The following is a 15,975-nucleotide window of genomic DNA, read 5'->3' on the forward strand; positions in this document are numbered from 1 at the left end:
CGAAAAGCAGGACGACAGACGGCGACTCAGTCATCGCTGATCGCCGAACCATAGTGAATTTTATGATACAGTTTTATGACAGGCGAAAGCCCTTCGCCTACTTGCAAACCTCGGCCTTGCGGTCGAGCAGCTCCAGCTTGGCGAGCTTGCCGGTCAGGACGAAATCGCCGTAATCCATCGTCAGGTCGCGGGTAATGCCGTTCTCATAGAGCTTGAAGGACATGCGGTAGACCGGCAAAGCATCCGATTTCGCACTTTCGTTGAAATAGGCGATCGTCACCGGCCAGAAGGCAGTCTTGGAGAAGGCGCCGGCATTGCCGGCATCGGCCTCCTCGGCGATCGGCGTCTCCTGCTTGCCGACGATCGTCGTCGTCGCCAGCGACTTGTCGCCGTCGTCCGATCCGTCGAAGACACGCGCCTCGAAGAAGCGCTTGCCGTCCTTGGCGTGCTGGATCACATCGAGCATATGTTCCGTGGGAAAACGGCTTTCTAAAAGCTGCAGCTCGCGGCTCGCCGGCTGCTTGAGATCGACCTTGACGCCATCAGGCTGGTCCTGCGCCGCACCGTTGACCTCTTTATCGAGCTGCTCGTCGGTGAAGGATTTGGTGTCGAAGGTGAACTTGCCGTCCTTCAGGTTCTCGAAGGTCTTGGTCTGCTGGTCGCTGACGCGCACGCTGTCGCCGGTGTCGATCTGCGTCACGAAGCGGAAGTTGGTGGTGAAGCCCTGGCAATAGCTGCCGTCGAACTCATAGACCATGCGGCCGTACATGCCGGCGATGCCGGAGCGGTCCGAAGCGTCCTTCAGTTCCAGATCGTAGACCGCGCGATGGGCGACGAGGCCGGTCGCGATCGCAGCGCTCACCGCGGGCGCAGCCGCCCATGCATTGGCGGAAACGCTGGCGAGAAGCAGAGCGACAAGACTCGATCGGAACATTCATTAACTCCTGTTGGACTCGGTCGCGATGTTATAAGAACGCTTTCGGCCAAATCGAGGCTCGAAACTGTCATATTAAAGATTCTAGTCTTGATGCATAATTTTTGAAGAATTGACAACAAAAGCGGAGACGAAAATGTCCGATGAAATTGCAGCGCGCCTGATTGAGATGGGGATAACCCTGCCCGAAGCCGCAGCACCTGCTGCAAATTACGTTCCCTATGTCATCAGCGGCAATCTTCTCTACATCTCCGGCCAGCTGCCGCTCGAAGGCGGCAAGGTCGCCGTCTCGGGCCATCTCGGTAAGACCATCGACGTTGCAACGGGCCAGCGCGGCGCCGAACTCTGCGCCATCAACATCCTTGCCCAGGCGAAGGCGGCACTTGGCGGCGATCTCGGCCGCATCCGGCGCGTCATCAAGCTGAACGGCTTCGTCGCCTCGGCGCCCGACTTCGTCGAGCAGCATCTCGTCATCAACGGCGCTTCGAACCTGATTGCCGGCGTGCTTGGCGAAGCCGGCAAACATGCGCGTGCCGCCGTCGGCATGGCGGCCCTGCCGCTGAATGCCGCCGTCGAGATAGACGCTATCATGGAAATCGCAGAATGACCAATGTTGCCTGGATCAGGGACCTGCCGGTCGCCCATCGTGGCTATCACGACCTCAACACGCATGTCTGGGAAAACACGCTTTCGGCATTCTCGCGCGCCGTCGAAGCGGGCTTTGCGATCGAATGCGACCTGCACTACGCCTCCGACGGCGTGCCGGTCATTTTTCACGACGAGGATCTGCAGCGCCTATGCAACCTCCACGGCGACATCCGCGAGCGCACCTCTCGGGAACTCGGACTGATCGCCGTCGGCGGCACGAGCGACAAGGTGCCGACGTTGCGCCAACTCCTCGACCTCGTCGAGGGCAAGGTGCCGCTGGTGCTGGAGCTCAAGGGGCGCGAGGCCGATGACGAAGGTTTCGCCGAAGCTGTGCTCGAGGTCCTCGAAGGTTATCAGGGCAAGGCGGCGCTGATGAGCTTCGACCACTGGCTGCTGCGCGACCTGAAGGCGCTTGGCTCACCCTACCCGCTGGGGCTAACCGCTAACGGCAACACGCCGGAGGAATTCAAGGCGCATGCGAAGGCGATGGAGATCGGTCTCGATTTCATCTCCTATCATTATGGCGACCTGCCGAACGCATTTATCACCGGCGAACGCGAAAAGGGCATTCCCGTTATTACCTGGACGGTGCGTGACGAAGAGGCGCGCCGGCTTACATTCGCAAACGCAGACCAGATGACCTTCGAAGGCTTCGATCCGCGTGTGGCTGCTTGACGCTCGCTTTTTGGCCAAGATCATGCGCAGACTACTGCATAATTCCTTAAATCGGATCGATTTCAGGGTAAAATTATGCAGGAACTCAAAGTGTTACAGCGTCCTTTGCGCGTCTGAAAGACGCGCGGCGCGGTAAGGCAGAGCCGAGACGATCCTCCCACAGGCTTCGCATTTGTCCCATGACTGATGAATTATCCATTCGCGTAGAACGCTCCTTCACCGCGATTTCCCCGGAGAGCTGGTCCAAGCTTTCCGGGGCATCGAAGACCTGCGCTACGATTGCCTACAACCCTTTCGTTTCACACGCTTTTCTATCGTCGCTGGAGGAATCCGGCTCGGCCGACGCCGAGACCGGATGGCTCGGCCACCATCTGCTGCTCGAGTCCGATCGTGGCGAGTTGATCGGCGCCCTGCCCGGCTATCTCAAGAACCACAGCCAGGGCGAATATGTCTTCGATCATGGCTGGGCCGACGGCTTCGAGCGGGCCGGCGGGCGTTATTATCCGAAACTTCAGTGCTCGATCCCGTTCACCCCGGCGACAGGCCCGCGTCTTCTTGTCGCCGAGGGGCTGCAGCGGCTGCCGATCCAGAGCGCGATCGCCGAAAGCCTGAAGGAGGTCGTGCGGCGGCTCGGCATCTCCTCGGCCCACATCACCTTCGTGCCGGACGAAGAGATCGGCGTCTTCGAGATGGACGGCTATCTGCACCGCACCGACCAGCAGTTCCATTTCATCAATGACGGCTATGCCAATCACGAGGAATTTCTCGAAACGCTTGCCTCGCGCAAACGCAAGGCATTGCGCAAGGAGCGCCGCGCCGCCCTCGAAAACGGTATCAGCATCGACTGGCTGACCGGCCGCGACCTGACCGAACGCATCTGGGACCAGTTCTTCAAGTTTTACATGGATACTGGCGGGCGCAAGTGGGGCCGGCCCTACCTCACCCGCAAGTTCTACTCGTTGATCGGCGAACGTATGGCCGACGATATCCTGCTCGTCATGGCCAAGCGCGAGGGGCGCTATATCGCCGGCGCGATCAACTTCATCGGCGGTGATACGCTCTACGGCCGTCACTGGGGCTGCATCGAGGATCATCCCTTCCTGCATTTCGAGGTCTGCTATCACCAGGCGATCGACTTCGCCCTTTCGAAAGGGCTGAAACGGGTCGAGGCCGGAGCGCAGGGCGAACACAAGCTCGCCCGCGGTTACCTGCCGGTGACAACGCATTCCGCCCATTATGTCGCGCATGCCGGCCTTCGCCGGGCGATCGGCGACTATCTCGCGCGAGAGCGCGCCGATGTCGAACAGATGAGCGAGTTGCTGACCGAACACAGTCCTTTCCGCAAGGGCGAGCGCCTGCAGGAGGATTGACGCCGCCGCACCGGCCGCGTTACCCGATCAACGCATAACTCTCTAAATCGGAATCGATTTAGGAATAAAATTATGCAGTAATTCAAAGTGCTACGGCAAAGACGCACGCCCTGCGAAAAACGAGGAGATTTAGCGATGACTAGGCAGGCCGATTACGACGACGACAACATCTTCGCCAAGATCCTCCGCGGCGAAATCCCCTCGCACCGGGTTTACGAGGACGAGCATACCATCGCCTTCATGGATGTGATGCCGCAAGCGCCGGGCCATGTGCTCGTCCTTCCCAAGGCGCCGTCCCGCAATCTCCTCGATGCCGATCCAGCCACCCTCACCCACGCAATTACTGTCGTCCAGAAGATCGCCAATGCGGTGAAGGACGTCTTCGACGCCGATGGCGTATTCATCGCCCAGTTCAACGAGCCGGCCGCCGGGCAAACGGTGTTCCATCTGCATTTCCACGTCATCCCGCGGCATGAGGGCGCGGCGCTGAAGCCGCATTCCGGCAAGATGGAGGACGGCGCCGTGCTCGCCGCCAATGCCGAAAAGATCAGGGCCGCACTGGCGTAGGGTCAACACCCGTCGATTTCAGAGAATTCAATCCGGACAATCCATTTGGAACAAGATCATGATCCGCCATACTGTCGCATTCCGCCTGAAACACGAAGCCGGCTCGGCTGAAGAAACGTCGTTCCTCACCGACGCGCTGGTGCTTGCCAAGATCCCGAGCGTGCGGAATTTCGAGCAGCTTCGGCAGACGAGTCCAAAGAATGCTTTTGCCTTCGGCTTTTCGATGGAATTCGACGATCAGGCTGGCTACGACACGTACAACCTCCATCCCCTGCATGTCGCCTTCGTGCGCGACCGCTGGGTGCCCGAGGTCGCCGACTTTCTCGAGATCGACTACACCAGGCTCTGAAAAGGGCGCATGCAGATCCGAAAACGAAAAAGGCCGCAGTGACGCGGCCTTTTCCAATTCGGTGACGGTATCTTACTTCTTGCGTGGAACCTTCGGAACCGCGCTTCCCTTCTTCGGGGCGTCGCGAACCTCGGGCTCGGCCTGCGGCACTGCTTTGGCGCGGGTCTTGCGGGCCGCCTTCGTCTTCAGCTCGCCGTCATCCCCATCATCGCCTTCGGGATGCACGACTTCAGCTTCCGGCTTCGGCTTGATCGGCGCCGTTTCCGAGATGGCTTCCAGCACAATGCCGGGCTTGCCGTCTTCCTTCGGGCCGACAGTGACGTTGACGACGCCGCCCTTCTTCAGCTTGCCGAAGAGGATTTCGTTGGCGAGCGGCTTCTTGATCGTATCCTGAATGACGCGAGCAAGCGGGCGGGCGCCCATCTTCTCGTCGTAACCCTTTTCCGCCAGCCAGGCGATTGCATCCTCGTGCAGGTCGAAGGTGACGTTCCTTTCGGAAAGCTGGGCCTCCAGCTGCATGATGAACTTCTGCACGACCTTGTGGATGACGGCCGTCGGCAACGCCGCGAAAGGAATGATCGCGTCGAGACGGTTGCGGAATTCCGGCGTGAACAGGCGGGTGAGCGCCTCCTCGTCCTCGCCGGTGCGCTTGGACGAGCCGAAGCCGATTGCCGCCTTGGCCATTTCGGATGCACCCGCATTGGTCGTCATGATCAGGATGACGTTGCGGAAGTCGATCTTCTTGCCGTTGTGGTCGGTCAGCGTGCCGTGGTCCATGACCTGCAGCAGGATATTGTAGATGTCGGGATGCGCCTTCTCGATTTCGTCGAGCAGAACCACGCAATGCGGGTGCTGATCGACGCCATCGGTGAGAAGGCCGCCCTGGTCGAAGCCGACATAGCCGGGAGGCGCGCCGAGCAGGCGCGAAACCGTGTGCCGCTCCATATATTCCGACATGTCGAAGCGCAGGAGTTCGACGCCGAGCGACGATGCCAGTTGCTTTGCCACCTCGGTCTTGCCGACGCCGGTCGGACCGGAGAAGACATAGGCGCCGATCGGCTTGTTCGGCTCACGAAGACCGGCGCGCGCCAGCTTGATCGAGGTCGAAAGCGCTTCGATGGCGATATCCTGGCCGTAGACGACCGAGCGCAGTTCCTTCTCGAGATTGGCAAGCACGGCTTCATCGTCCTTGGAGACGGTCTTCGGCGGAATGCGCGCCATCGTCGCGACCGTTGCCTCGATTTCCTTTTCTGTGATCAGCTTGCGGCGCTTGGACGGCGGCAGCAGCATCTGCGCCGCACCGGTTTCGTCGATCACGTCGATCGCCTTGTCGGGCAGTTTGCGGTCGGAGATGTAGCGGGCCGACAATTCGACGGCCGACTTGATGGCGTCGTTCGAATAACGCAGGTGGTGATACTCTTCGAAATAGGGCTTCAAGCCCTTCATGATCTCGATCGCATCTTCGATCGACGGCTCGCTGACGTCGATCTTCTGGAAACGACGGACCAGCGCCCGATCCTTCTCGAAGAACTGGCGGTATTCCTTGTAGGTGGTCGAACCAATGCAGCGAATCGCGCCCGATGACAGGGCCGGCTTCAGGAGGTTCGATGCATCCATTGCGCCGCCCGAAGTGGCGCCGGCGCCGATCACCGTGTGGATCTCGTCGATGAAGAGCACGGCGCCCGGATATTCTTCCAGTTCCTTGACGACCTGCTTCAGGCGCTCTTCGAAGTCGCCACGGTAGCGCGTGCCGGCCAAGAGCGTGCCCATGTCGAGCGAGAAGATCGTCGCATCGGCGAGTGCTTCCGGAACCTTGCCTTCGACGATGCGCTTGGCAAGGCCTTCGGCGATCGCCGTCTTGCCGACGCCGGGATCACCGACATAGAGCGGATTGTTCTTCGAACGGCGGCACAGGATCTGGATTGTGCGGCTGACCTCGGCGTGACGGCCGATCAGCGGATCGATCTTGCCGCCCTTGGCCTTCTCATTGAGATTGACGCAATAGGCCTTGAGCGCATCCTGCTGCTTCTTCGGGCCGCCTTCTTCCTCGCCGCCGCGCGCCGTCGGCTTGCTGCTTTCGGCTTCGTCCTCAGCGCCGCGCGGGGGACGCACATCCGAAGCGCCCGGCCGCTTCCCGATCCCGTGGGAGATATAGTTGACGGCATCGTAGCGGGTCATCTCCTGCTCCTGCAGGAAATAAGCGGCGTGGCTTTCGCGCTCGGCGAAGATCGCGACCAGCACGTTAGCGCCGGTCACCTCTTCACGGCCGGACGATTGCACGTGGATGACGGCACGCTGGATGACGCGCTGGAAGCCGGAGGTCGGCTTCGAATCCTCGTCATATCCGGTGATCAGGTTGGAAAGTTCGTTATCGACATATTCGACGAGCGTCTTGCGCAACGCGTCGAGATCGACATTGCAGGCACCCATGACCGCGGCCGCATCGGCATCGTCGATCAGGGCGAGCAGCAGATGCTCGAGCGTCGCATATTCGTGGTGCCGCTCGTTGGCAAAGGTCAGTGCCTGATGGAGCGCCTTCTCTAAACTAGGCGAAAATGTTGGCACGTTCAGATCCTCACTTCTTTTCCATGACGCATTGCAGCGGATGCTGGTGTTGCCGGGCGAAGTCCATCACCTGGCTGACCTTCGTTTCCGCTACCTCGTATGTGAATATTCCGCATTCGCCGACGCCGTGGTTATGGACATGGAGCATGATGCGGGTGGCACTTTCACGATCCTTCTGAAAAAACCGCTCCAGAATATGGATGACGAATTCCATGGGAGTGTAGTCGTCATTCAAAAGCAGCACACGATAAAGATTGGGCTTCTTGGTCTTCGGCTTGGTGCGTGTGATGACCGAGGTTCGATTTGCGTTGTCCCCGTTCCTTTCGCTGTCGTTCTGCATCCGGATCGGCTTTGCGATCATTGTCATTCATTCCTCAAGCAATCCGGCGGAGCATGGGAGGGTGCTTTTCCCGCCGAATATCTGAAACACTAACTTAGTTCATAATAGGCTGATTTTAAGCCCCCTGTCAGACACTGCAATCAAGAAATGGCCAGCATGCACGGGAAAGACCAAAAAAGTCCCTGGTCGATCCCATGCGGGCGCTGCAGCGAAAGCGGAAACAAAAAGACCGGCTACAGATGCGTAGCCGGTCCTCGTTTTTCAATATGTAGCGCAGGTTGCGCCTTTGAAATCAGTTCATGCAGCAGCAGGCGTCGCCGACTTGGCGGTCTTGACGACGGCAGCGGCGATCGGCGCTTCATAGGGCTTATAGGCTGATTTGGCGAGATCGGCATACATCTCACTGAGCTTCGTCGTCTCGGAGACAAAGCCTTCAAAATACGCCTTGACGTAGTTCGTCTGCAGCTCGAAAGCGGCCTCGAAGCTCTTGACGCCGGCCAGCGTTTCGAAATGCGTCACCGCGTCCTGAAAGGATTTCTTCGAATATTCAGTGGCTTCAGCGGCGATCGCCTGAAAGCCCTTGGTCGTGTCGGAATAAGTTTTCAGGGCCGTGTCGACGGCTTCCTTGCTCTTCTTGTTGGCGTCTTCAATGTTGAACATGAGCCATCCTCCGTTGGGCTGTTGGTGGCGGCAGGGTAGCTGCAATGCACAAATAGTCAAGTAGTCTTGTGCATTGCAAAACATCCAGTAGTTGCATTACAATAATATAACAAAGCCGGCGCGCCGGGGCACGTACGTCTTTAATTGATTTTGCTAAAATATATCAGAATGCCGCAACCGGAAGTTTTGAATAAATTCTCGTTCCGAATCGAAAAAACGAAAAAAGGACCGAACGGATCGCGCCATTCGGTCCTTTTGACACTTTCGAGCGCGATCAGAGATCGACGTCGAGGATCGCCATCGAAAAGTTGTAGGAGCGGTCGCCGTCCTCGTCATCGATATAGACGACACCCAGAAATTCTTCGCCGAGATAGACTTCCGCAGAATCATCCTTGCGCGGACGCGCCTTGACGATCATCTGCGGGTTGAACATGCGCTTGAAATAGGCGTCGAGCTTCTTGATTTCTTCTGGCTTCACTCTGTCATCTCCGTAAGCGGTCTTGATTGGCCGCTTCTTGCACAGGAAATGCAGCGGTGTAAAGGCAAGGTTGCCGTTTGCTCATGGCCCTCCCCGCTCGGATCCCGCCGACTTTTCCTATCCTTGTTTCCAATGGGCGCTCAGATATCGGCGCCGATCACCTGGTCCATGTTGCGCGACGGCTCGGAACAACCGGCCTCGCCGACGACCTTGGCCGGCACGCCCGCCACCGTCTTCTTGGGCGGCACCGCCTTCAGGACGACGGAGCCGGCGGCGACGCGTGAGCAGTAGCCGATCTCGATATTGCCGAGGATCTTCGCGCCGGCGCCGATCATGACGCCGGAGCCGATCTTCGGATGGCGGTCAGCGCCCTCCTTGCCGGTGCCGCCGAGTGTGACGCCGTGCAGGATCGAGACGTTGTCGCCGATGACGGCCGTCTCGCCGACGACGAGGCCGGTGGCGTGATCGAGGAAGATGCCCTTGCCGATACGGGCGGCCGGGTTGATGTCGGTCTGGAAGACGCTGGAGGAGCGGCTCTGCAGATAGAGCGCAAAATCACGCCGGCCGCGGTTCAGCAGCCAATGGGCGAGACGATGTGTCTGCAGCGCATGGAAGCCCTTGAAATAAAGCACCGCCTCCATAAAGCGCAGGCAGGCGGGATCGCGGTCATAGATCGCCTGGATATCGACGCGCAGGATGGAGCTCCAGTCCGGCCAGTCGAGGAGCATTTCCTCGAAGGTCTGGCGAAGCAGGTTCGCCTGCATGTCGGGGTGATCGAGACGTTCGCAGATGCGGTGGATGACGCATTCCTCGAGCGAATGGTAGTTGATCACGGTCGAATAGAGGAAGGCGGCGAGAACCGGGTCCCGTTCGGCGGCGAGCCGTGCTTCCTCGCGCAGGCTGTCCCAGATGGGATCCATCACCTTCACCGGATGGCCTGTGTCAAAAGCACGGATGTCAGTCTTTGCGACCATCGCCGCTCTCCTCGTTGCCGGAAGGAATGCCGTTTTCGGAATGCCAATATATAGAGGAAAACGCCAATAACATAAATGGGTGCCGTCGCCATGGTTTTTTAGCATGGTTTTTCAGCATCACGATGTTGTCAGCGATGGGCGACCCTTGCATAGAAGGCCAGCACCGCCTGCTTGAAAACCCTGTCGCCGACGGCGAGCATATGATCGCGGCCCGGAATATCGAGTGCTTCGGCATTTTGCATCAGCGCCGCCAACTCCTGCGGCGAGCCGGCGATATCATCCTTGGTGCCGACGCCGATCAGCGTCGGCATATCGAGCTTGGCCATATCGGAGCGGGCGACCAGATCGCGCGAGCCGCGGATGCAATCGGCAAGAGCGACCCGGTCGCTCTTCGTCTGCTCGGCGAAGGCGCGGAACATACGGCCGCGGGCATGCGTCACCGCCTCCAGCGAAGGAGCCAGCAGCGCATCGGCGATCGGGTCCCAGTCGCCGACGCCGTCGGTCATGCCGATGCCGAGGCCGCCGAGCACCAGCGAACGGACGCGATGCGGATTGGCAAGCGCGGCAAAAACGGAAATGCGCGCGCCCATCGAATAGCCCATGACATTGGCCTCCGGGATGCCGAGATGATCGAGCAAGGCGATCGCATCGCCGGCCATGACCCAGGGACGATAGGCTTCGGTATCATGCGGCTTGTCGCTTGCGCCGTGGCCGCGATTGTCCATGGCGATCACCCGGTAGCCGGCATCGCCCAGCGTCTTTAGCCAGCCCGGATGCACCCAGTTGACGTTTGCGGTCGAGGCAAAGCCGTGGATCAACAACACGGGCACACCGGCCGGATCGCCTTCATCGAAGAAGGCGAGCTGCAGTCCGTCATGGGTGAAGCTCGAAAATGTGGGCGTATTCAGGTTCATCGGGCCTTCCTTTTTGGGCGCGACCATAGTCGAGCGGCCTTTCATGGTGAAGCCAAAAACTGTGGCTAAAAACTGTGCCCGGCGCGGCGGTTTGGCTCTACACATTTGCGGCGAAGGCTTATAAGGTTCGCGCACATTTCAAAGCATTCGGAGAGCGACATGGCCGGCCACAACATTCCCCACTTCCAGAACGACGGCGGTCACCGCGTTATCGAAGTCGGCGTCAAGGAATTCATGTGCACCGGCGCTTCGGCTCCCTTCGATCATCCGCATATCTTCATCGACATGGGCGACGACAACGAGAAGGTCTGTTCCTACTGCTCGACGCTCTATCGCTTCAATTCCGCGCTCAAGCCCAGCCAAACCAATCCGGCCGGCTGCGTTTTCCACGTGAAGGCGGCGTAGTCAGTCCAGATCCGGGATCGGACGGGCAATGCCGATCGAACATGCCGCCATCATCGGCGCCGGGATATCAGGGCTGACCGCTGCCCTTGTGCTTTCGCGCCGGGGTATCAGCTCGGAGATCTTCGAACAGGCGGGCGAACTCACCGACATCGGCGCCGGATTGCAGGTTTCGCCGAACGCCTCCCGCATCCTTGCCGAACTCGGTATCCTTGACGGGCTGTCAAAGGTCTGGCTCGAGCCGGACGCGATCCGGCTGATATCGGGCAGTTCGCTGCGCCAACTCGCGGCGGTGCCGGCCGGCAAATTCGCGCGGGAACGCTGGGGTGCTCCTTATGGCGTCCTCCACCGCACCACATTGCAGAAAGCGCTTTTGGATGCGGTCACGGCCGATCCGCTCTGCCGGCTTCACCTTGGCGTGCGAATAGATTCGACCCTACCGCCTTTCGAGCGGGCGGCCGATGTCGTGATCGGCGGCGACGGCGTCTGGTCGAAGCTTCGGCAATCTGTTCCAGGCAGCCCCTCGCCGCGCTTTTCCGGCAATATCGCCTACCGTTTTACGATTGCCGAAACGGAAGCGCCCGGATTCCTCGACCGGGCAAGCGTTTCGGCTTTTCTCGGCGGTTCGGCGCATCTCGTCTGCTATCCGCTGAGGGAAACCGGCAGCTTCAATATGGTGGCGATCACCGCCGGCAATATCGCGCCGCAGGCCTGGCAAAGCGAAGCGACGGAAGAACAGCGGGCGCAGCTGCGGGCGCGCCTTTCCGGCTGGAACTCAGCGATCGTCTCGCTGCTCGACAGAAATAGGAAGCTGACCTTCTGGCCGCTGTTCGAAACCACATCAGGCGCCTGGCAGGACGGCCGAAAGACGGTTCTGATCGGCGACGCCGCGCATGCGATGATGCCTTTTGCCGGACAGGGAGCAGCGATGGCGATCGAAGACGCCTACGAACTGGCGGCGTTTCTTTCGAATAGCCCCGTGGCGGAAGCGTTGGCGCGGTTCGAAAGACACCGGGCGCCGCGCATTGCGAGGCTTCGCCAGCGTGGCGCCTTCAACCGGTTCGCCTATCATGCGAAAGGGCCGATCCGGATCGGCCGCGATCTCGTGCTCGGCCTCAAGCCGCCGCTAAGCCTCGCGGCAGATCTCGACTGGATCTACGGCTATCGGGCTGCCGATCTGCCGTGAGGCGCCGCCATCGGCGACAAAGCGTCTCTGGTCAGACCGCGCTTGCCGCGGCAAAACCCCGTTCGATATCGGCCTTGAGGTCGGCCACGTCCTCGATGCCGATCTGCAGGCGGATGACCGGACCGTCCGTCGGCGCCTTGGCGACCTTGCGATCGTTGAGATAGGCATGCAAAGCGAGGCTTTCAAAGCCACCCCAGGAATAGCCGAGACCGAAAATCCTGAGCGCGTCGAGGAAGGCATGCGCCTTTGCTCTTGATTTCTCGGGGCCGTCGGCGGCAAGCACGAAGGAAAAGATGCCGCTGGCGCCTTTGAAATCGCGCTTCCAGAGATGGTGCGAGGGGAAACTCGGCAGGGCCGGATGCAGCACGCGGGCGACATCCTCCCTGCCCTCCAGCCATTTCGCGATATCAAGCGCGCTTTCATAATGGCGCTCGAGGCGCAGGCCCATGGTGCGCAATCCGCGCAGAATCTGGTAGGCATCATCGGGTGCGCCGCAGATGCCGAGCACACCGTTTGCTTCCTTCAGCCGCTCCCAGTGCTCGGCATTGGCCGAAACCGTTCCGAGCAGGATATCGGAATGGCCGGACGGATATTTCGTCGATGCGTGGATGGATATGTCGACGCCGTAATCGAGCGGCCTGAAATAGACCGGCGTCGCCCAGGTATTGTCCATCATGACGACGGCGCCGTGGCGGTGCGCAACCGCCGAGATCGCCGGAATATCCTGCATTTCGAAAGTATTGGAGCCTGGGGCCTCGGTATGAACGAGCTTGGTGTTCGGCCGGAACAGCGCCTCGATGCCGGCGCCGATCTCCGGGTGGTAATATTCCACCTCGACGCCGAGGCGCTTCAGCATCGTGTCGCAGAAATGGCGCGTCGGGCCATAGACCGAATCGACCACCAGCGCATGATCGCCGGCTGCGACGAAACCCAGAAACGGAATGGTGACGGCCGCAAGGCCCGACGGCACAAGGATCGTGCCGGCCGAGCCTTCGAGTGCGTCGATCGCCTCGCAGAGCGCATCCGTCGTCGGGGTGCCGCGCGTTCCGTAGGTATATTTCTGCGTGCGCGTCTCCATCGCCCGCGCATTCGGAAACAACACCGTCGAGGCATGCACGACCGGCGGATTGATGAAACCGTGATAATCGAAGGGGTCGTTGCCGATATGGGTCAGGCGGGTGTTGATGCCAGCATTCTGCAGCAAGCTGTCTTTGTCGTTCATGTCGGAAATAGCCTTTGGCGAAGGGTCGCGAAACCAGACTTTTGGACGTCGCGCCGTTTCCGGTCAACCCTTGAAGATTGATGCAAGCGACGGCCTGGAATGATGGAATTGTCGATTTTCGCGTTATTTTTCCGCAACCAGACGCCTATTTCATGGCCAAGTGCCCATGAATGCAGCGCGATCTACCAAAATTCTGAATTTTGCCGCAATTATTGAGCGCGACACTTGACCATAGTGACATTTACGACTGTGATAGACCCACTCGCGCCGGGAGGGTGTCGAGACAATGGGGAGGCGCACGGATTGTCGGCACGCACTCCCCACAAGAAAAGATAAGACAACGGAAAAGGTTGGGAAAATGAAAAATAAGCTCCTGTCCGCCGCCATCGGCGCAGCAGTTTTGGCAGTTGGCGCCTCGGCCGCCTCCGCCACCACTCTCTCAGACGTCAAGGCAAAGGGTTTCGTTCAGTGCGGCGTCAACACCGGCCTTACAGGCTTTGCCGCACCTGACGCTTCCGGCAATTGGGCCGGCTTCGACGTCGACTTCTGCAAGGCCGTCGCTTCGGCCGTGTTCGGCGACCCCACAAAGGTCAAGTACACGCCGACAAATGCGAAGGAACGCTTCACCGCTCTGCAGTCCGGCGAAATCGACGTCCTCTCGCGCAATACGACCTGGACGATCAATCGCGACACCGCACTCGGCTTCAATTTCCGTCCCGTCACCTATTATGACGGCCAGGGCTTCATGGTGCGCAAGGGCCTGAACGTGAAGTCGGCTCTCGAACTCTCCGGCGCCGCAATCTGCGTGCAGTCGGGCACGACCACGGAACTGAACCTCGCCGATTATTTCAAGACGAACAATCTACAGTACAATCCGGTCGTCTTCGAAAATCTTCCTGAGGTCAACGCAGCCTACGACGCCGGTCGTTGCGACGTTTACACGACCGACCAGTCCGGTCTCTATTCGTTGCGTCTGACGCTGAAGAATCCCGACGAACACGTCATCCTTCCTGAGATCATCTCCAAGGAGCCGCTTGGCCCGGCCGTCCGTCAGGGTGATGATCAGTGGTTCGATATCGTTTCCTGGACGGCTTATGCGCTGATCAATGCCGAAGAGTTCGGTATCACCCAGGCAAATGTCGATGAGATGAAGAACTCGCCGAATCCTGATATCAAGCGCTTCCTCGGCAGCGAGACCGACACCAAGATCGGTACCGATCTCGGCCTGACCAATGATTGGGCCGCCAACGTCATCAAGGGCGTCGGCAATTATGGCGAAATCTTCGAGCGCAACATCGGCCAGGGCAGCCCGCTCAAGATCGCACGCGGCTTGAATGCTCTCTGGAACAAGGGCGGCATCCAGTACGCACCGCCGGTTCGTTAATCGAGCACTGGCAATGAAATACCGGGAAGGCGGCCAAGCCGCCTTCCCGCTTCCAAAAAGTTAAAAAGAAAGCCCGAAAACGGGCACAAGGGGATTGGCGCGGCATGACGCATGGGGCTGTGGATAGGACACCTTTGCATGACACCGGCTGGAGTTTCCGGTCGGCAATGTACGACCCGAAATACCGGAGTATATTTTACCAGGTCCTAACAATCGTTATTCTCGTGGGCTTTGTGTGGTGGGTGGCCCACAACACAGCCGTGAACCTTGCGCGCAGCAATACGGCATCGGGTTTCGGCTTTCTTCGCGGCCGCGCCGGTTTCGAAATCGGCCAGTCGCTGATCAGCTTTTCGAGTGACTCGACTTATGCGCGCGCACTTCTCGTCGGCATTCTGAATACCTTGCTGGTGGCGGTGACCGGTATCTTCACGGCGACCATCATCGGCTTCCTGATCGGGATCGGCCGGCTGTCGCGCAATTGGCTGATTGCCAAGCTCTGCACGGTCTATGTCGAGGTTTTCCGCAACATTCCGCCGCTGCTCGTCATCTTTTTCTGGTATCTCGGCGTTCTCTCCGTCTTGCCGCAGCCGCGCGAGTCGGTCGGCCTGCCCTTCAACATGTTCCTCAACAACAGAGGACTAGCCTTCCCGAAGGCGATCTTCGAGACAGGCATGATAGCGGTCGGCATCGCCCTGCTGATTGCGATTGTCGCCACCATCATCATCGCGCGTTGGGCTCACAAACGCCAAGCCGCAACCGGCCAGCCGTTCCACACCGTGTGGACGGCGATCGCGCTGATCGTCGGCTTGCCATTGCTGGTCTTCGTTGTCTCCGGCTTTCCGCTCACCTTCGACGTTCCGGTCGCCGGAAAGTTCAACCTGACGGGCGGCTCCGTCGTCGGCCCCGAATTCATGTCGCTGTTTCTCGCTCTGTCCTTCTATACCGCCTCGTTCATCGCCGAGATCGTTCGCGGCGGCATTCGCGGCGTTCCTAAGGGACAATCCGAAGCAGCCGGCGCGCTGGGGCTGCATCCGTCGAGCGTGACGAGACTTGTCGTGGTGCCGCAGGCGCTGCGCATCATCATCCCGCCGCTGACGAGCCAGTACCTGAACCTGACCAAGAACTCCTCACTCGCCATCGCGATCGGTTTCTCGGATCTCGTTGCCGTCGGTGGCACGATCCTCAATCAGAGCGGTCAAGCGATCGAGATCGTCTGCATCTGGGGTATCGTCTATCTCAGCTTGAGCATTCTCACGTCGCTGTTCATGAATTGGTTCAATGCCAAGATGGCACTGGTGGAGAGATAA

The 15,975-nt window shown here is 59.5% G+C and carries 17 protein-coding genes; 9 read left to right on the plus strand and 8 right to left on the minus strand.

Features of this window, described 5'->3' with window-relative positions:
- Positions 1-97 precede the first annotated feature (97 nt).
- A complete protein-coding gene (locus FFM53_RS02430) occupies positions 98-934 on the minus strand; it encodes a cell envelope integrity EipB family protein (RefSeq protein WP_020049770.1) in 837 nt (278 codons plus the stop codon).
- A 136-nt stretch (positions 935-1,070) separates the two neighbouring features.
- Here FFM53_RS02430 and FFM53_RS02435 point away from each other — a divergent pair, with 136 nt between their 5' ends.
- The 5 genes from FFM53_RS02435 (at position 1,071) to FFM53_RS02455 (ending at position 4,543) form a co-directional block, all read left to right on the plus strand.
- A complete protein-coding gene (locus tag FFM53_RS02435) occupies positions 1,071-1,541 on the plus strand; it encodes a RidA family protein (RefSeq protein ID WP_138389273.1) in 471 nt (156 codons plus the stop codon).
- Complete coding sequence (locus FFM53_RS02440; protein WP_138389274.1) at positions 1,538-2,257, plus strand: glycerophosphodiester phosphodiesterase; 720 nt, start codon at positions 1,538-1,540, stop codon at positions 2,255-2,257. Before FFM53_RS02435 ends, FFM53_RS02440 begins: the two co-directional genes overlap by 4 nt.
- Before the next feature lie 179 nt (positions 2,258-2,436).
- A complete protein-coding gene (locus tag FFM53_RS02445) occupies positions 2,437-3,627 on the plus strand; it encodes a GNAT family N-acetyltransferase (protein WP_138389275.1) in 1,191 nt (396 codons plus the stop codon).
- 135 nt (positions 3,628-3,762) lie between these two features.
- A complete protein-coding gene (locus FFM53_RS02450) occupies positions 3,763-4,194 on the plus strand; it encodes an HIT family protein (protein WP_138329641.1) in 432 nt (143 codons plus the stop codon).
- A gap of 58 nt (positions 4,195-4,252) precedes the next feature.
- Positions 4,253-4,543, plus strand: a complete 291-nt coding sequence (locus FFM53_RS02455; RefSeq protein ID WP_138329643.1) for a Dabb family protein — start codon at positions 4,253-4,255, stop codon at positions 4,541-4,543.
- Between the two features lie 72 nt (positions 4,544-4,615).
- Here the strand turns inward: FFM53_RS02455 and clpA are convergent, their stop codons facing one another.
- From clpA to FFM53_RS02485, 6 genes are all read right to left on the minus strand, one after another.
- Positions 4,616-7,108 carry an ATP-dependent Clp protease ATP-binding subunit ClpA gene (gene clpA / locus FFM53_RS02460; protein WP_017993976.1) on the minus strand — a complete coding sequence of 831 codons (2,493 nt, stop codon included), beginning with the start codon at positions 7,106-7,108 and terminating at the stop codon, positions 4,616-4,618.
- A 10-nt stretch (positions 7,109-7,118) separates the two neighbouring features.
- Positions 7,119-7,469, minus strand: a complete 351-nt coding sequence (gene clpS / locus FFM53_RS02465; protein ID WP_017988219.1) for an ATP-dependent Clp protease adapter ClpS — start codon at positions 7,467-7,469, stop codon at positions 7,119-7,121.
- 276 nt (positions 7,470-7,745) lie between these two features.
- On the minus strand, positions 7,746-8,108 hold the full coding sequence (locus FFM53_RS02470) for a phasin family protein (RefSeq protein ID WP_138329646.1): 363 nt from the start codon (positions 8,106-8,108) through the stop codon (positions 7,746-7,748).
- 274 nt (positions 8,109-8,382) lie between these two features.
- Positions 8,383-8,586, minus strand: a complete 204-nt coding sequence (locus FFM53_RS02475; RefSeq protein ID WP_003539277.1) for a DUF3126 family protein — start codon at positions 8,584-8,586, stop codon at positions 8,383-8,385.
- Positions 8,587-8,726: 140 nt separating this feature from the next.
- Positions 8,727-9,560 (minus strand): serine O-acetyltransferase, encoded by an 834-nt coding sequence (gene cysE / locus FFM53_RS02480; protein WP_017960263.1) that lies wholly within the window; start codon positions 9,558-9,560, stop codon positions 8,727-8,729.
- Between the two features lie 128 nt (positions 9,561-9,688).
- A complete protein-coding gene (locus tag FFM53_RS02485) occupies positions 9,689-10,474 on the minus strand; it encodes an alpha/beta fold hydrolase (RefSeq protein ID WP_138389276.1) in 786 nt (261 codons plus the stop codon).
- A 159-nt stretch (positions 10,475-10,633) separates the two neighbouring features.
- On the opposite strand from FFM53_RS02485, the gene FFM53_RS02490 reads away from it, so the two are divergent.
- Positions 10,634-10,879: a zinc-finger domain-containing protein gene (locus FFM53_RS02490; protein WP_003539274.1), complete on the plus strand. Its 246-nt coding sequence runs from the start codon at positions 10,634-10,636 to the stop codon at positions 10,877-10,879.
- 28 nt (positions 10,880-10,907) lie between these two features.
- On the plus strand, positions 10,908-12,062 hold the full coding sequence (locus FFM53_RS02495) for an FAD-dependent monooxygenase (protein ID WP_138389277.1): 1,155 nt from the start codon (positions 10,908-10,910) through the stop codon (positions 12,060-12,062).
- A gap of 31 nt (positions 12,063-12,093) precedes the next feature.
- Here the strand turns inward: FFM53_RS02495 and FFM53_RS02500 are convergent, their stop codons facing one another.
- On the minus strand, positions 12,094-13,284 hold the full coding sequence (locus tag FFM53_RS02500) for a cystathionine beta-lyase (RefSeq protein ID WP_138389278.1): 1,191 nt from the start codon (positions 13,282-13,284) through the stop codon (positions 12,094-12,096).
- Between the two features lie 358 nt (positions 13,285-13,642).
- Here FFM53_RS02500 and FFM53_RS02505 point away from each other — a divergent pair, with 358 nt between their 5' ends.
- Both FFM53_RS02505 and FFM53_RS02510 read left to right on the plus strand, forming a co-directional pair.
- Positions 13,643-14,668, plus strand: a complete 1,026-nt coding sequence (locus FFM53_RS02505; RefSeq protein ID WP_003559026.1) for an amino acid ABC transporter substrate-binding protein — start codon at positions 13,643-13,645, stop codon at positions 14,666-14,668.
- Positions 14,669-14,772: 104 nt separating this feature from the next.
- Entirely contained in the window at positions 14,773-15,975 is a 1,203-nt protein-coding gene (locus FFM53_RS02510) for an amino acid ABC transporter permease (RefSeq protein ID WP_138389279.1), read from the plus strand.

Origin of the sequence: Rhizobium indicum, assembly GCF_005862305.2 — a bacterium.
Taxonomy (GTDB): Bacteria; Pseudomonadota; Alphaproteobacteria; order Rhizobiales; family Rhizobiaceae; genus Rhizobium; species Rhizobium indicum.

Excerpts from the sequence above, each read along its gene's own strand:
- FFM53_RS02440 (WP_138389274.1), top strand. The coding sequence starts at position 1,538 with ATGACCAATGTTGCCTGGATCAGGGACCTGCCGGTCGCCCATCGTGGC.
- FFM53_RS02500 (WP_138389278.1), bottom strand. The coding sequence starts at position 13,284 with ATGAACGACAAAGACAGCTTGCTGCAGAATGCTGGCATCAACACCCGC.
- FFM53_RS02490 (WP_003539274.1), top strand. The coding sequence starts at position 10,634 with ATGGCCGGCCACAACATTCCCCACTTCCAGAACGACGGCGGTCACCGC.
- FFM53_RS02455 (WP_138329643.1), top strand. The coding sequence starts at position 4,253 with ATGATCCGCCATACTGTCGCATTCCGCCTGAAACACGAAGCCGGCTCG.
- cysE (WP_017960263.1), bottom strand. The coding sequence starts at position 9,560 with ATGGTCGCAAAGACTGACATCCGTGCTTTTGACACAGGCCATCCGGTG.
- FFM53_RS02485 (WP_138389276.1), bottom strand. The coding sequence starts at position 10,474 with ATGAACCTGAATACGCCCACATTTTCGAGCTTCACCCATGACGGACTG.
- FFM53_RS02450 (WP_138329641.1), top strand. The coding sequence starts at position 3,763 with ATGACTAGGCAGGCCGATTACGACGACGACAACATCTTCGCCAAGATC.
- FFM53_RS02505 (WP_003559026.1), top strand. The coding sequence starts at position 13,643 with ATGAAAAATAAGCTCCTGTCCGCCGCCATCGGCGCAGCAGTTTTGGCA.
- FFM53_RS02430 (WP_020049770.1), bottom strand. The coding sequence starts at position 934 with ATGTTCCGATCGAGTCTTGTCGCTCTGCTTCTCGCCAGCGTTTCCGCC.
- FFM53_RS02435 (WP_138389273.1), top strand. The coding sequence starts at position 1,071 with ATGTCCGATGAAATTGCAGCGCGCCTGATTGAGATGGGGATAACCCTG.
- FFM53_RS02470 (WP_138329646.1), bottom strand. The coding sequence starts at position 8,108 with ATGTTCAACATTGAAGACGCCAACAAGAAGAGCAAGGAAGCCGTCGAC.
- FFM53_RS02510 (WP_138389279.1), top strand. The coding sequence starts at position 14,773 with ATGACGCATGGGGCTGTGGATAGGACACCTTTGCATGACACCGGCTGG.
- clpS (WP_017988219.1), bottom strand. The coding sequence starts at position 7,469 with ATGATCGCAAAGCCGATCCGGATGCAGAACGACAGCGAAAGGAACGGG.
- FFM53_RS02495 (WP_138389277.1), top strand. The coding sequence starts at position 10,908 with ATGCCGATCGAACATGCCGCCATCATCGGCGCCGGGATATCAGGGCTG.
- FFM53_RS02445 (WP_138389275.1), top strand. The coding sequence starts at position 2,437 with ATGACTGATGAATTATCCATTCGCGTAGAACGCTCCTTCACCGCGATT.